Origin of the sequence: Bacillus cereus G9842, assembly GCF_000021305.1 — a bacterium.
In the GTDB taxonomy this organism is placed as follows: domain Bacteria; phylum Bacillota; class Bacilli; order Bacillales; family Bacillaceae_G; genus Bacillus_A; species Bacillus_A thuringiensis_S.
The window spans coordinates 5,068,704-5,084,327 of record NC_011772.1 but is presented as its reverse complement, the minus strand read 5'-3'; the positions used below and the strand labels follow the sequence as shown (position 1 = coordinate 5,084,327).

Below are 15,624 nucleotides of genomic sequence, written 5' to 3'. Positions count from 1 at the left end.
TTATACAGTATGGAAAGTGACGTGTATAGTAAATCTGTTAAACCATTGTAATGGTGTGAAATTAGGAGAAGGAGTATGTTTCATGAAAGGAATTCAACTTATATTTAAAGATTGGAAAGCGATGTGGCACCATAAACATGGACGTATCGCTTTAATTTTTTTATTAATCGTTCCGTTAATTTATTCAGGATTCTTCTTGGCTGGATATTGGGATCCGTACGGAAAATTAGATAAATTACCTGTTGCAGTTGTGAATTTAGATAAGGGTGCTGTGATGGATGAAAAAACAATTCATGCAGGAGACGATTTTGTTAAAAATTTAAAAGAGAATAAGGAACTGGCTTTTCATTTCGTATCAGAAAAAAATGCTGATGAAGGGTTAAAAGAAGATAAATATTATATGGTTGTTACGATTCCAGAGAATTTCTCTAAAAAGGTAAGTACACTTATGGATGAGAAACCAGAGCCAGCAAAGTTACAGTACAAAGTAAATCCAGGTAAAAACTTTGTAGCAGCTCAAATTGGAACGACAGCTGTTGAAAATATGAAAACAAAAATCTCAAATAGTATTACGAAATCTTATACAGAGGGTGTCTTTTCAAAGTTTCAAGATTTGGCACAAGGATTGAGTGATGCAAGTAATGGGGCTGAGAAGTTACATGAAGGAACGACCGATGCAAAAAATGGAGCGAATCAGCTTGCGGATGGTATTGATCGTTTAAGTGATGGGACATCGAAATTGAAAGAGGGAAGTGAAAAGCTTGCATCCAGTCAATCTGCTTTAACCGGGGGGGCAAATGAGCTGAGTCAAGGAGTGACATCACTTCATAGTGGTATGGAGTTATTAGCACAAGGTGAAAAAACGTTACAATCAGGAGTTAGTGAATTAAGTGCTGGTACAAATGAATGGGTGAGTGGAAGTGAGAAGCTTGCTGAAGGCCAAGTAAAAGCGGATGGTGCAGCTAATAGTGTAAAACAACAATTAGAAGAGTACGTGAAAAATCATCCAGAAGTGCAGCAAGATCCCGCTTTTCAAAAAATTGTTGCTACGTCTAATGGACTAGCTAAAGCAACAAGTACTTTAAATAATAGCCAACAACAATTGACACAAGGAGCGAAGAAGCTTACTGAGGGTCAACATAAGATTGAAGAAGGCATGAATACATTCGGAGTTAAGTTAAATGAAGCTACTGCTGGAACGAAAAAGGTAGCAGATGGTGCATCGAATTTAGCTGATGGATTTACGAAGTGGGGAAATGGATTTACAACAGTACAAGAAGGTGTAAATCAGCTTGCGAGTGGTGGAACGGAGCTGAATAACGGTGCTAGTAAATTAACAAATGGACTTGTTAAACTTGATGATGGTGCGAAAGAACTTTCTACGAAATTGGGAGAGGGCGCAGAGAAGATAGCGGATGTCCGTAATGATGATGCACGCAATACGATGTTCTCAGAGCCAGTTCAGTTAGTGAAGTCAACAGTTTCTGACGTTCCTAACTACGGTTCAGGCATTGCACCATATTTCTTATCACTTGCATTTTATGTTGGCGGAATTATGGCATCGAATATTTTACCTCTTGGCCGCAGACAAAATATGAAGGTAAGCGGAACGGTACATTTTATTAATAAATTAGGATTGGTATATTTAATTGGACTTATTCAAGCGCTACTCGTAGATGTAGTTGTGCTAGGTGTTATGAAACTAGAAGTTGCGAGTGTGCCACTCTTTGTTTTATCAAGTATTGTTATTTCCTTTACGTTCATGACATTTATTCTTATGTTAGTAACAGTATTTGGTCTTGTTGGAAAGTTCTTAGCGGTAACGCTTCTTGTCCTGCAATTAGCGACGAGTGGAGGTACTTTCCCAGGAGAATTAAACATAGCTGTGCTTAGCAAAATTGGACAGTTTCTCCCAATGTCCCATTCTCTTAGAGGATTACAAGATGTTATCTCTTTAGGAGATTGGTCGCAATTACAAATGCAAATTTTAATATTGTTATGTTATCTCGTTGTTGTCGGTGGAATTGCTTGGATCACGAGCCATATACAGCATAAAGAAACGAATGCAGAACAAGTTTCTTAAAATGAAATAAGCTATCCGATTTTTTCGGATAGCTTATTTTTTATTTACGTTCCATTACTGCAAAGTAATTATTTTCATTATCAGCAAAGTTGAATGCTCTACCAGTAGGTAAATCTACAACCTGTCCAACTGTGACATTTTTCTCTGAAAGATCTTTATACAGTTGATCTAAGTTATTAGAGAAGAACATAAGTGAAGGAGTACCTAAGTTTAATTCAGGTTGCATCTTCGCGATTAACGCTTTATCGTGAAGGACGATGCTTGTTCCTGCTTCTTTCGCCGGCGCAATTTCAATCCAGCGGAATCCGTTTCCGTTATTTTCTTCCGCAATGATTTGGAACCCTACTTTTTCTGTCCAAAATTGTACTGTTTCGTCTTGGTTATTTACATATAGCATAATTTGTCCAACTTGATTAATCATAGGTGTCTCTCGCTTTCTTTTTATATGCGTATCATTATATCAAATATATGGCTTGAATAGTTTTTTATGATTTTTTCGGAATACAACCTTCGTCCATTTCATCTTTGTTGTAGGAGAAGGCCCTGTAATCCAAGTATGAAATGGTATTGTGCTACAAATGACCATTGTTGAAATAGAGATAATAGCCGTTAACACAAATAGTAATAGGCTATATAATATAGTATTTTCTTGCAGTGTGAATAAAGAAAGAATCTTTGTGCATAGTTGCAAGAAGAATAAGTGAGCTAAATAAGCACCATACGTGTAATTTCCAATGAAACGTAACGTTTTATATAAGAAACCACGACGCTGTACTATCATAATAGATAACACATACAGTATGATAATTTCGCATACGATATATAAAAACATAGATGGTTTTAAATAGGTAGAAACAGTTAAATGAATAGAGTTTGCTCCGTAAAAACTAAACAACTCATAATTGATGAATAAAAATAAGATGAAAAATAATATTGTTATAAGCGGGATATGTTTCATGACGAATAGACGCCAAGTTTTTAGTGCTACAGCGGCAATGCCACCCATAACGAAATAGAATGAGTAGAATAGAAATGATCGATCTGTATAATGTAAAATTGTTGAACTTGTTAATTTTTCTCCATTAAAAATATAGTGAGAAGAGAACCACATTAATAGAAAATATAGGCACGCGAAAAAGGTCATATATTTATATATGTCTTTTTTATTTTCTGTTCGTTTTTGAAACCAATAAAAAAGTGTGCATAGTAAAGGGAACAATAAGTGAATTTGGAACATCATAATAACGTACCAAAGATGGGGCGCGGCTGTTCCGAGTAATAAACTTTTTATTCCACTTTGTAACGTAATAAGATCGTTTGTTGTTAATAGGTAAAGAATAGACCAAAAGAAATAAGGAATGAGTAAGTGTGTCGCTTTTTCAGAAATATATTCTTTATATACTAATTGCTTCGTATAGTGCCGAATTAAGTGAAATCCAACGATAAATATGAATGCTGGTGCTGAGAATTTTGCAAGGTTGAATAGCATGCCCATAATGAGAGATTGCTCAAGTAAGACATTTCCTTGATTCATTGTATATAATAAGGAACTTTGCAAAACAACAGCGAGAAATGCAATGCTTTGCAAAACTTTAAATTCTGGTGCGCTTTGAGTCATTATTTCCATCTCCTTTTCCATACATGATTATAGTACGGAGAATGGATAATGGATGTGGAATATTTGTGAAGATTGTAACAAATTTGTGGCGAGAGGAGATATCAACTTATTAACAAATAACGACAAAAAGAGGATGCTCTAAACGAGCATCCTCTTTCTATCTATTAAGCAAATTTGTTTTTGATCCAATTCTTACCTTCTACAAGGCGAGCTGTCATTACCGCACAAGCGTTATCTGCTGTTACGTTTAACATCGTTGCAGGTGGATCAATGATTGTACTAATTGCTGCAATAATTGGCAATGCTTCTGGCGGGAAACCGTATAGAGATACGATTAACATTTCACCAATCATACCACCGCCTGGAATAGCACCCATTACTGTTCCTACTAATAAAGAAACAACAAGTGCGATTGCTAATGTTTTCGGTCCTTCGAATTCCATGTTGAAAATACCGAATAAGAAAGCAATTTTTAATACGCCGCCTAAAACAGATCCATCTTTATGAAGTGTAGATCCAAGAAGGACAACTGTTTCACGAACGTCTGAAGAAATACCCATTTTCTTCGTTGCTTCTAAGTTAGCTGGAATACTTGCGGCACTACTACAAGTTGCAAGTGATGTAACTGTAGGAGAGACCATGTTCTTCCAAAATACTTGTACACCTTGTTTGCGACCTGCAAGGTATGCATAGAACGTGAAGAATACAAAGAAGTAGATAAGAGAAGCTGGATAGTATACCATTGCTGCTCGGAAGTAAGTTCCAAGAAGTTGTGGTCCGAATTCACCAACTAATGCTGCGAAGTAAGCAGCAAGTCCGATTGGAGCGTAGTACATAATGAAAGATACAACTTTCATTGAAATTTCTGCACCAGCTTGTAGGAATGTAGCGAATGGCTTTCCTTTTTCGCCAACTGCTGAAGTTGCAATCCCCATTAAGATAGAGAAGAAAATAAGAGCTAACATATTTTCACGAGATAGTAACTTCGAGAAGTCAGATACTGTTAAAATACCGACGATTTGATCTGCAACACTAACAGCTTTGCCGGCTTTGTCAGGTTGTGTTAGTTCTAGTACAACACCTTGTGCTGGCGGGAATACTTTCACGACAATAATCATAAAAATAGCAGCTAAAATACTTGTAAATAAGAAAGTCCCAGCCATACTAGACATAATTTTACCGAAACGTTTTAATCCATCCATATTAGCAATAGACGATGCGATGCTAAAGAACACTAGAGGTACAACAATCGTAAACATTAAGTTTAAGAAAATATCACCAAGCGGCTTTAAAGCAACTGCATCGGCACCCATGAAATAACCAATGAAACCACCAATTAGGATAGAAGATAATAAAATAAGTGGAAAGCGATATGCCTTCATAAATATATCCTCCTATCAATTAAAAAATCATACTGAATCATTATAGCGAGTTAGAGTCCTCTTTACTAGGAGAATACGGATAAATGGAATAGCGTGAAAACCAAGAAATTTTTGTTTTTAAGCTCGGCATACAGCAGGAAATCTAGACATATATATTTGTAACCTAGTGGTGGCAAGGGATGCACCATAACTTAGGTTTAGAAAAAAGGGGAGGGAAGCGGAATGAATATTTTGCTTTGCTGTGCAGCGGGAATGTCTTCCAGTTTGATTGTTACAAAGATGGAGAAAGCAGCAGAGGCAAGAGGGATAGAAGTGAAAATCTGGGCAGTATCAGGTTCTGAAGTGAATAGTCATATTGATAAAGCTGATGTCCTTTTACTTGGACCGCAAGTACGTTATTTATTACCGAAAATGAAAGAATTATGTAAGGAGAAAGGGGTACCTGTTGATGTTATTCAATCCGTCCATTACGGACTTTGTAATGGAGAAGCTATCTTGCAAGCAGCTTTGTCAATGAAACCATGAGGAGAGTGGGATAGATGATACGATTTTTAGAGAAGTATGTGATGCCGGTGGCAGGGAAGGTTGCAGAGCAGAGGCATTTACAAGCAATTCGAGATGGAATTATTTTAACGATGCCTTTCTTAATTATTGGATCGTTTTTCCTCATTATTAGTGCACTGCCGATACCGGGATATAACGAGTTTATGGCAGGTTTGTTTGGTGAGAATTGGCAGAGAGCTTTAGGGTATCCAGTTAGTGCAACTTTTAATATAATGGCTTTAATAGCTGTTTTTGGAATCGCTTACAGGCTTGGAGAGTATTATAAAGTGGATGCTTTAGCATCCGGGGCATTGTCGCTTGTGACGTTTTTACTTGCGACTCCATTTCAAGTTGCATATATTATACCAAGTACAAAAGAGAGTGTACTTGTAGAAGGCGCTATCCCAGCTGCATTAATGGGAAGCCAAGGGTTATTTGTAGCAATGATTATTGCACTTATATCTACTGAACTTTATCGGTTTATTGTACAAAAAAAGATAATTATAAGGATGCCAGAGACAGTTCCACCAGCTGTCACGCGTTCATTTGCGGCACTTGTTCCAGGTTTTATTGTTGTAACAGTTATTTGGATTTTACGCTTAATTATAGAAAATACTTCTTTTGGCAGTATCCATAATATTGTAGGACAAATTTTACAGGAACCACTTAGTGTACTTGGTGCTAGTCTTTGGGGCGCAATAATAGCAGTTATTCTCGTTCATGTTCTTTGGTCGTGTGGAATTCATGGTGCTACTATTGTTGGTGGTGTAATGAGCCCTGTTTGGTTGTCTTTAATGGATCAAAATCGAGTTGCTTTTCAAGCTGGGCAAGATGTACCAAATACCATTACGGCACAGTTTTTTGACTTATGGATTTATATGGGCGGTTCTGGTGCAACGCTGGCTCTAGTTGTCGGAATGTTACTATTTGCACGAAGTCAACAATTAAAAAGTTTAGGGAGATTGTCAATCGCGCCTGGTATATTTAATATTAATGAGATGGTAACTTTTGGTATGCCAATTGTAATGAACCCAATTTTATTAATTCCATTTATATTGGTTCCAGTTGTGTTAACAATTGTTTCTTACTTTGCAATGGAATGGGGATGGGTCGCACGTCCGAGTGGGGCGGCTGTACCTTGGACGACACCTATTCTTTTCAGTGGATATTTAGGATCGGGTGGGAAAATTTCAGGTGTTGTTTTACAACTCGTCAACTTTGCGCTTGCATTTTTCATTTATTTACCGTTCTTAAAAATATGGGATAAACAAAAAGTAGCAGAAGAAAAGGGGGAGTAAAGAAGTAAAATGGATACGATAGAGACGAAAGCTTTTCATTTAATTTTGCATGGAGGAAACGCGAGAAGTTGTTCAATGGAAGCAATTGATTGTGCGAAGCGTGGGGAGTTTACAGAAGCAGAAGCTAAATTACAAGAAGCGCTAGAGGAATTAAAAGAGGCGCACCGTGTACAAACGGAGCTTATACAGAAAGAGGCTGGTGGCGAAAAGACCGAAGTTACTCTTTTAATGGTACACGCGCAAGATCATTTAATGAATGCAATTACAGTGAAAGAATTAGCGAGTGAGTTTGTAGAGTTATATAGGAAGATGTCGGTGGATGAATGAACCTTGCTTATGCAAGGTTTTTTTATCCCGCATTAACGGGCAGTAAAACTCCCACCTCAAAATGTGGCTGGAGCAAGGAAGTTAGGAGGGAGCTTAACTGTCCGTAAAGGCCCGATTGGTTCAACTAATAATTAGTGGGAGATGAACAAAACCCCCACTAATTAAAGTTTCACTTTATGTATATGCCTGTACCATCAGTGGAATGTTCATCCCACTGATGGTATTTACAATCCTCCTTTTTCCGGATGAGTAAGAGTTATAATTAATCGGCAGTAACAATTTCTCCTATACCACGAATTAATCTTTTTATATGCATCCGCTCCGGTTTTAATATATTTACGATATAATCAATCGCAATTTGTGGTTCAACGGTTGTACCGCAAGTATAACAGTCAATAGCTGCAAAATTTTGTTCCGGGTAAGTGTGAATGGAAAGATGGCTTTCTGATAATAACACTAATACAGTAACACCATATGGCTGGAATTCTTTTTTACTTACGTTTAAAACATGGGCACCAGAGCAATCTGCAGCTGTAACTAAATGATATTCTAAAAAGTGCGTATCATCTAGTAGAGAAAAATCTACTCCCCATAAATCTACTATTATATGCTTGCCAAAAGTAGAATATTCCATAGGCAACACTCCTTACTATAATATCGTCAAAACTTCATTTCCTGTTTGTAGCATTGATGTAGGATAAGGTTCGATTCTGAATTTAAAAGAGCGAGGTTGCGTTGTTCTAGATGTTCTTCTTTAAATTGAAATAAAGGAAAAAGAAGAGCAGGCAAGGTTCGAGGAGTTGGTACTACATATAATTGTTCAATTTGATCTAGTACATAGGCAGAATTAGCAGCGATATGAAATCCCCAGTCAGTTCCAAAAGAAGGAACGATTGTATGATAACTTTTCACAGTTAGTCCAGCATGTTCAATTGTATTACCGATGCTCCAGTATACTAGAGGTGCATCAGCAGGTGAATTAGATTGGCAGACGAATGCGCCATCTTCTGTTAAGAATGTAGCTATACGAGCAAAAAGTTCGCTTGTATATAAAGTACTTAACAACTCTGTCGCTGGGTCTGGGAAATCAATAATGATTACATCGTATAAAGAGGAAGGAGAGCTTAAAAACTCTTTTGCATCGCATACGTGTGTATTTACACGATTATCAAAAAATGCACTTTTGTTTAAAGAAACTAATTCTGGAACATTACGAGCCATATCAATCATCGATCCATCTAAGTCAACAAGGTCTACATGTAGTACAGTTTCATATTTTAAAACTTCTCGCAGGGCAAGACCATCGCCACCGCCTAATATGAGAACACGTTTTGGATCAATTACTTTTGACATAATTGGATGTACAAGTGCTTCATGATAAATTTGCTCATCGACGGAGCTGAATTGTAGTTGCTTGTCCAAGTATAAGCGAATATCGTTTACTTGGACTAAATTAATATTTTGATAATTACTCTTTTCTTTAAATAAATTTGTATGTTCACCAGCTTGTATTTCCTTTAGAGAAATTTCATCCCACACATCTAAGTTGTGTGAATCTGTGGGTACTATAATTACATTTTCTGATTGTACTTGTTTATCCTGTTTATCTTGTTTGTCTTGTGTATCGTGCTTGTCCTGCTGTTCTAGTTCAAATTTGTCAGAGTCTACTTCAGAACGCTTGTCTTTTTTATAGCTTTTTATTCTATAAATCTTTATTTTGCTTTGTTTTCTATGTTTTGGCATAGGAATCTCCTTTCGAATTGTGTTATTTTACTCTATTCTATGTAATCTAGTAGAATTTGCTTGGACAATAGATAGAAGAGTGTGTTCAAGAGCATGTTGTTTTTTTACTAGATTCTACGATGAAAGATTTTTTAGTGTTTTTTTATGTTAAGCATAACTAGACAACTAAACACTAATCTATTTTCATACAGTTATGTGTTAAAAGCGTGTTGTTTTATAACACACTGTGTGTTTTTTGAGTAACACACTAATTGAAAGCGTTAACACACAAAGAAAACAGTCGAAAAAGTGCTGATTTTAGTGGTTTTAAAAAGTTGGCACGCTAATTGCATTAATAAATAGCGTAAAGAAAAATAAATAAAACATAAATTTTTTATACTACACAAGGGGGATTTTCAAATGAATATTTTATTATGTTGCTCAGCAGGGATGTCTACAAGTTTACTAGTTACAAAAATGGAAGCGGCCGCAAAAGCTCGCGGTCTAGAAGGAAAGATTTGGGCTGTATCTGGGGATGCAGTAAAAACAAATATCGATCAAGCAGATGTATTATTACTAGGACCACAAGTTCGTTACATGCTTTCTTCAATGAAAACGCTTGCTGACGAGAGAAACGTTGGAATCGACGTTATCAATCCAATGCACTACGGCATGATGAATGGAGAAGCAGTTTTAGATCACGCATTAACACTTAAAAAATAATTAGGGGGGAAGTAAAATGCAAAAGTTTATTGCATTTATGGAGAAGTACATGGTTCCGATTGCTGGTAAAATCGGATCGCAACGTCACTTAGCTGCGATCCGAGATGGATTTATTGCAGTTATGCCACTTATTTTAGTTGGTTCGATGGCAGTACTAGTTAATGGTTTACCGATTCCAGCATTCCAAAATTTTATGAAAGATTTATTCGGTGAAACTTGGACACAAATTGGTGCTGGTATGTGGACAGGGTCCTTCGGGGTATTAGCTCTGATGGTGGCGGTTACCATAAGTTATAACTTAGCAAAATCTTACGGTGTTGATGGATTGTCAGCAGGTATTATTTCGTTTGGTGCATTAATTATTCTTACACCAACAACACCAAAAGAAGCTGGAATAAATATGCTTTGGACAGGCGCACAGGGTTTGTTCGTTTCACTTATTGTCTCCATACTCGTAACGGAGATATTCCGCTTCTTTGTTCAAAGAAACATTACAATTAAAATGCCTGACGGTGTACCACCAGCAGTAATGAAATCTTTCGCTGCTTTAGTTCCAGCATTTGTGATTTTAACAGGTATTGCAAGTATTCAATTAGCAGTAAAACTAGCAGGTACAAGTGTTCATGAGTATATCTTTAATACATTACAAGTTCCATTACAAGGTTTAGCGGGTACGTTACCAAGTGCAATCTTTATTGCGTTATTAGTACATGTACTTTGGTTCTTCGGTTTACATGGTCCAAATATTGTTGGTGGTATTATTGAGCCACTTTATTTACCAGCATTAGAGAAAAATATTAAGTTATTCCAAGATGGTACATCTGCATTTGATGTTCCAAACATTATTACAAAACCATTCTTTGATACTTTCGTATATCTTGGTGGTTCTGGTGCAACATTAGCGTTTTTAGTAGTTGTATTAATTGTAGCGAAAAGTGCACAATTACGCGGTGTATCTCGTCTATCAATTGGACCTGGTGCATTTAACATTAACGAACCAGTAATCTTTGGTACACCAATCGTATTAAATCCAATTTTATTCATCCCGTTCGTATTAACACCTGTTGTGTTAGTTATTACATCTTATACAGCAATTTACTTAGGATGGGTACCAAAAACAGTAGCGATGGTTCCATGGAACGTTCCACCAATTATTAGTGGGTATCTTGTAACAGGTTTACATCCTTCTGGTGCGATTTTACAATTATTCAACTTTGTTGTTGCAATGGCGATTTACTTCCCATTCGTTGTCGCATGCGATCGTTCAGTTATCCGTACTGAGAAAGCAGCACAAGAAAATAACAACTCTGTACCTATGTAACATAGTAATTGTTCTCATAGACAACGATACCTGTGAGAACAATTACCTTTATATCATGTTCAAAAAGATGAAAAACATCTATATGAACACTAAACTATCATTAATAAATTCATACTTTAATAGACATGTTCAAACTGAAGGGGTATTTAAATCGGTTGAACCTTATAGAGAGGGCGGTAATTATGATGACTACAGCAGAACAAATTCCATTCCAATTGATTTTAAATAGTGGTAACGCACGAAGCTTTGCGATGGAGGCACTTCAATTTGCCAAACAGGGGAAAATGGTAGAAGCAGATGAAGCGATGGTAAAGGCGAAAGAAGCGATTAATGAAGCGCATCATTTCCAAACAGAGCTCATACAATCAGAAGCAAGAGGAGAAAAAACAGAGGTTAGTGTTCTTTTAATTCACGCACAAGATCATTTAATGAATGCGATTACAGTGAAAGAATTAGCAGCAGAGTTTATCGATCTTTATAAAAAGCTTGAAGCGAAAGGGGAATAAAGCATGACTGGAATTAAAATTGCTACAATCGGCGGTGGATCTAGTTATACACCAGAGTTAATTGAAGGATTTATTAAACGTTATGATGAGCTTCCTGTTCGTGAAATTTGGTTAGTAGATATTGAGGCAGGAAAAGAAAAGTTAGAAATTGTTGGTAACTTAGCGAAACGTATGGTGAAAAAATCTGGTTTACCAATCGAGGTACATTTAACACTTGATCGCCGTGAGGCATTAAAAGATGCAGACTTCGTAACAACACAACTTCGCGTTGGTTTATTAGAAGCACGTGCAAAAGATGAAGCAATCCCATTAAAATATGATGTAATCGGTCAGGAAACGAATGGTCCTGGTGGTTTATTCAAAGCACTGAGAACGATTCCTGTTATTTTAGATATTTGTAAAGATATGGAGGAGCTTTGTCCGAATGCATGGCTAATTAACTTTGCGAACCCAGCTGGTATGGTAACAGAAGCTGTCCTTCGTTATACAAATATTCAAAGAGTAGTTGGTCTATGTAACGTTCCAATCGGAATCCGCATGGGTCTTGCAAGATTACTTGAAGTAGATGCAAGTCGTGTCCACGTTGATTTTGCAGGTTTAAATCATATGGTATACGGACTAGATGTATACTTAGATGGCGTAAGTGTAATGGATCGTGTGTTAGAGCTTGTAACAGATCCGGAAAAGCAAATTACGATGGAAAATATCGCAGCGCTTAACTGGGAACCAGACTTTATTCGCGGCCTTCGTGCAATTCCATGTCCATATCATCGTTATTACTACAAAACACGTGAAATGTTAGAAGAAGAAAAAGAAGCTTCTGTTGAAAAAGGTACACGTGCAGAAGTAGTAAAACAATTAGAAAATGATTTATTTGAGTTATATAAAGACCCGAATTTAGATATTAAACCACCACAATTAGAAAAACGTGGCGGCGCTTATTATAGTGACGCAGCATGTAGCTTAATTACGTCTATTTACAACAATAAAGGTGATATCCAGCCTGTTAATACACGAAACAACGGAACAATTGCAAGCTTACCAGATGATTCTGCTGTTGAAGTGAACTGTATTATTACGAAAGAAGGTCCAAAACCAATTGCGGTCGGAGATCTTCCAGTACCAGTTCGCGGTTTAGTACAGCAAATTAAATCATTTGAGCGCACAACAATTGAAGCTGCTGTTACAGGTGATTATCATAAAGCGCTGCTTGCTATGACAATTAATCCACTTGTACCATCAGATACAGTTGCAAGACAAATTTTAGATGAAATGTTGGAAGCACATAAAGAATATCTTCCGCAGTTCTTCAAAAAGGTAGAGAAGTAAAAGCGGCGCTATTTAGCCCGCTTTTTTTATTCTATCCCACTTTAATGGGCAGTAAGACCACTACCTCAAAATTCAGCGAAAACAAAGAAATTAGGTGGGGGATCAACTGCCCATAAAAGTCCGATTGGTTCAACTAATAATCAGTGGGGGGGGGAGAAAACCCCCCACTGATTAAAGTTTCACTTTATTAGGAGGTATTACGATGATTAAGTTAATTGTAAACGCAGATGATTTCGGTCTTACAGAAGGTACAAATTGCGGCATTATTGATGGGCATATAAACGGACTTGTAAATTCAACGACGATGATGATGAATATGCCAGGAACAGAGCATGCGGTACGCTTAGCCAAAGAGTATGAAACGCTAGGAGTAGGAGTACATCTTGTATTAACGGCAGGAGAACCACTTCTTGGAGACGTACCATCACTTGTAAGTAGCGATGGATTGTTTCATAAACAAGGTGTCGTAAGGGAAGGAAATATAAATCCAGAAGAAGTTGAGAGAGAGTGGACTGCTCAAATTGAGAAATTCCTATCTTACGGATTAACACCAACTCATTTAGATAGTCATCATCATGTGCATGGTTTACCGATTTTACATGATGTTCTTGAGAGATTAGCGGCTACATATAATGTTCCGATTCGTCGTTGTGAGGAAGATAGAGCGGTGCGCCCATTTTCTGATGTGTTTTACAGTGACTTTTATGCGGATGGTGTGACGGAAGATTACTTTGTGAAGTTAAAAGAAAGAGTACAAGGTGAACAAACGGTAGAAATTATGGTTCATCCAGCTTATATTGATCCAGAGCTTGTGAAGCGTTCTTCTTACGTAATGGATCGTGTGAAGGAATTGCGTATTTTAACAGAGAGCGAATTACCAGAAGGAATAGAGCTTGTGAAGTTTTAATAGAAAAACGACGGCTACATCATGCCGTCGTTTTTTATTTATAAAATGGATAGAGCACATCCGCCAAATGCCCCGAGTATAACGATAACCCAAGGTGGTGTTTTCCAAAAAGCGAGCAAGCAAAATAGAAGAGATGCAAAAACAAAATCTACAGAGTTCATAATTGTGCTTGTCCAAATAGGATCATAAAAAGCTGCTAGTAAAATACCGACAACAGCTGCATTGACTCCAAGTAGTGCGCCTTGTATGAATGATATTTTTCTCACGCTGTTCCAAAATGGTAAAACACCAATAACGAGTAAGAAAGCAGGGAAGAAAATTGCAATTGTTGCGAGTAATGCCCCAAGCGTCCCGTTTAACACTGCTCCTATATAAGAGGCGAATGTAAACAGTGGTCCTGGTACTGCTTGTGTTAATCCGTATCCAGCTAGGAACTGTTCTTTCGTCATCATTCCGTTTTGTACGAACTCACCTTCAAGAAGAGGCAGCACGACATGTCCTCCTCCAAATACAAGTGCGCCAGAGCGATAGAAACTATCAAATAAAGCGATGTAATAAGAGAACGGTCTTAATATTGGTAGCAGTAGTAATAGTCCAAAGAATAAGACGAGACAAGAAACTGCTATCTTTTTTGAAATAGGTACTTTTATATGTTGAGATTGGCTAATTGGTTGGTTGCGATATAACAACCAGCCGATAAAGCCACATATTATGATGAGGGTGACTTGTGTCCAACTACTTGGCCATAATAAGGCGATTGCGGCAGTTACAATCGCAATCGTTGCACGATTTCGATCTGGAGTTAACTTCCGCGCCATTCCCCATATGGCATGAGCGACAATAGCGACTGCTACAAGTTTTAGTCCATGAATCCAGCCAGCACTTCCAAGATCGAACTGATTAAGGAATGAGGCGAAGAAAACCAAAACAAGCACAGACGGTAAAGTGAATCCAATCCATGAAATAATAGCTCCTAATAGCCCGCCCCGTAATAATCCAACCCCCATACCGACTTGACTGCTGGCAGGACCGGGAAGGAATTGACATAGTGCTACTAAATCTCCATAGCTTCGTTCATCCATCCATTTTCTTTTTTGCACGTATTCGTGGTGGAAATAGCCGAGATGAGCGACAGGACCGCCGAATGAAGTAAGTCCTAATTTAAATGAGACGAGAAAAATCTCTAATAATGTATGAAAAGTGTATTTGTTAGTTTTCAATGGAACCTCCTATAATGTTTTTCTATGTGCATTATACAAGAGACTTTCAATCTACAGGAACAATTACAATGTAAAGATTTTGTGAATCTTTTCTTTGTAATTAAAATTGAAAAAGTCATAAATGATTATGTCTAAACCATAAAGTAGTAGAAGTAGTGCTGGGAAATTTATATAAGGAGAATGCCTTATGACAACACATTTCTTTGCCAGGTTAACAGGTAAGAGGGAAGTGCCTCCTGTAAATACAGAAGCTTTTGGGGTAGCAGAGTTTATTTTTAGTGATGATTTAACGAAATTGCATTACAGAGTCATACTAAAAAATATAGAAAAGGTTACATCGTGTCAAATTCATTTAGGGAAGTCTACTCAAATTGGTCCTGTTGTTTTATATTTGTATGGTCCACTGGAGCAAGGTATTAGCTTGAACGAGGGAAGCATTACTGGTGTAGTGAATGTGGAGGATTTTGAGGGACCTTTACAAGGGAAATCATTTGTACATTTACTTCAAGAAATTATTCAAGCAAACGTATATGTTAATGTCCATACGAAATCACAAAAAAGAGGAGAAATAAGAGGGCGAGTTAGAAAAGTAAAGAAATAGAGGAAAAGGCTGTCCATATGTTGGAACAGCCTTTTCTTCTTAAT

Annotated in this window: 16 protein-coding genes; 10 read left to right on the top strand and 6 right to left on the bottom strand. The window is 37.2% G+C overall.

The features are described 5' to 3' along the window. Positions 1-82 precede the first annotated feature (82 nt). Positions 83-2,083, top strand: a complete 2,001-nt coding sequence (locus BCG9842_RS25820) for a YhgE/Pip family protein (RefSeq protein WP_000676323.1) — start codon at positions 83-85, stop codon at positions 2,081-2,083. 40 nt (positions 2,084-2,123) lie between these two features. On the opposite strand, the gene BCG9842_RS25815 is transcribed toward BCG9842_RS25820, so the two are convergent. From BCG9842_RS25815 to BCG9842_RS25805, 3 genes are all read right to left on the bottom strand, one after another. Further along, a complete protein-coding gene (locus tag BCG9842_RS25815; RefSeq protein WP_000610158.1) occupies positions 2,124-2,504 on the bottom strand; it encodes a VOC family protein in 381 nt (126 codons plus the stop codon). A gap of 39 nt (positions 2,505-2,543) precedes the next feature. Beyond that, entirely contained in the window at positions 2,544-3,701 is a 1,158-nt protein-coding gene (locus BCG9842_RS25810) for an acyltransferase (RefSeq protein ID WP_000194342.1), read from the bottom strand. A 164-nt stretch (positions 3,702-3,865) separates the two neighbouring features. Beyond that, entirely contained in the window at positions 3,866-5,083 is a 1,218-nt protein-coding gene (locus tag BCG9842_RS25805; RefSeq protein ID WP_000649376.1) for a dicarboxylate/amino acid:cation symporter, read from the bottom strand. Positions 5,084-5,305: 222 nt separating this feature from the next. Between BCG9842_RS25805 and BCG9842_RS25800 the strand changes: the two genes are divergently transcribed. Genes BCG9842_RS25800 through BCG9842_RS25790 form a run of 3 tightly spaced genes read left to right on the top strand, consistent with a single transcriptional unit; the run spans position 5,306 to position 7,251 of the window. Next, positions 5,306-5,608 carry a PTS sugar transporter subunit IIB gene (locus BCG9842_RS25800; RefSeq protein ID WP_001023546.1) on the top strand — a complete coding sequence of 101 codons (303 nt, stop codon included), beginning with the start codon at positions 5,306-5,308 and terminating at the stop codon, positions 5,606-5,608. A 14-nt stretch (positions 5,609-5,622) separates the two neighbouring features. Further along, complete coding sequence (gene celB, locus BCG9842_RS25795; protein WP_000617790.1) at positions 5,623-6,924, top strand: PTS cellobiose transporter subunit IIC; 1,302 nt, start codon at positions 5,623-5,625, stop codon at positions 6,922-6,924. Positions 6,925-6,933: 9 nt separating this feature from the next. Then, the gene (locus BCG9842_RS25790) at positions 6,934-7,251 is read left to right on the top strand and encodes a PTS lactose/cellobiose transporter subunit IIA (protein ID WP_000379645.1); all 318 of its coding nucleotides are present in this window, start codon (positions 6,934-6,936) and stop codon (positions 7,249-7,251) included. Positions 7,252-7,513: 262 nt separating this feature from the next. Here BCG9842_RS25790 and speD read toward each other — a convergent pair whose 3' ends face one another. Together speD and BCG9842_RS25780 are read right to left on the bottom strand one after the other, a co-directional pair. Continuing rightward, positions 7,514-7,885, bottom strand: coding sequence for an adenosylmethionine decarboxylase (gene speD / locus BCG9842_RS25785; protein WP_000456838.1), 372 nt, complete (start codon positions 7,883-7,885; stop codon positions 7,514-7,516). A 26-nt stretch (positions 7,886-7,911) separates the two neighbouring features. After that, positions 7,912-8,994: a polyamine aminopropyltransferase gene (locus BCG9842_RS25780; protein ID WP_001123951.1), complete on the bottom strand. Its 1,083-nt coding sequence runs from the start codon at positions 8,992-8,994 to the stop codon at positions 7,912-7,914. 399 nt (positions 8,995-9,393) lie between these two features. On the opposite strand from BCG9842_RS25780, the gene BCG9842_RS25775 reads away from it, so the two are divergent. From BCG9842_RS25775 to chbG, 5 genes are all read left to right on the top strand, one after another. After that, complete coding sequence (locus BCG9842_RS25775; protein WP_001023569.1) at positions 9,394-9,696, top strand: PTS sugar transporter subunit IIB; 303 nt, start codon at positions 9,394-9,396, stop codon at positions 9,694-9,696. Between the two features lie 16 nt (positions 9,697-9,712). Next, positions 9,713-11,017, top strand: coding sequence for a PTS cellobiose transporter subunit IIC (celB, locus tag BCG9842_RS25770; RefSeq protein ID WP_001168857.1), 1,305 nt, complete (start codon positions 9,713-9,715; stop codon positions 11,015-11,017). Positions 11,018-11,199: 182 nt separating this feature from the next. Beyond that, positions 11,200-11,523 (top strand): PTS lactose/cellobiose transporter subunit IIA, encoded by a 324-nt coding sequence (locus tag BCG9842_RS25765; RefSeq protein WP_000989059.1) that lies wholly within the window; start codon positions 11,200-11,202, stop codon positions 11,521-11,523. A gap of 3 nt (positions 11,524-11,526) precedes the next feature. Continuing rightward, a complete protein-coding gene (celF, locus tag BCG9842_RS25760; RefSeq protein WP_000145761.1) occupies positions 11,527-12,852 on the top strand; it encodes a 6-phospho-beta-glucosidase in 1,326 nt (441 codons plus the stop codon). 202 nt (positions 12,853-13,054) lie between these two features. After that, on the top strand, positions 13,055-13,759 hold the full coding sequence (chbG, locus tag BCG9842_RS25755; RefSeq protein ID WP_000593447.1) for a chitin disaccharide deacetylase: 705 nt from the start codon (positions 13,055-13,057) through the stop codon (positions 13,757-13,759). A gap of 38 nt (positions 13,760-13,797) precedes the next feature. On the opposite strand, the gene BCG9842_RS25750 is transcribed toward chbG, so the two are convergent. Continuing rightward, entirely contained in the window at positions 13,798-14,979 is a 1,182-nt protein-coding gene (locus BCG9842_RS25750) for a chromate transporter (protein WP_000856217.1), read from the bottom strand. A 187-nt stretch (positions 14,980-15,166) separates the two neighbouring features. Between BCG9842_RS25750 and exsM the strand changes: the two genes are divergently transcribed. Beyond that, on the top strand, positions 15,167-15,580 hold the full coding sequence (gene exsM, locus BCG9842_RS25745) for an exosporium regulatory protein ExsM (protein ID WP_000207046.1): 414 nt from the start codon (positions 15,167-15,169) through the stop codon (positions 15,578-15,580). The last annotated feature ends 44 nt before the right edge of the window (positions 15,581-15,624 follow it).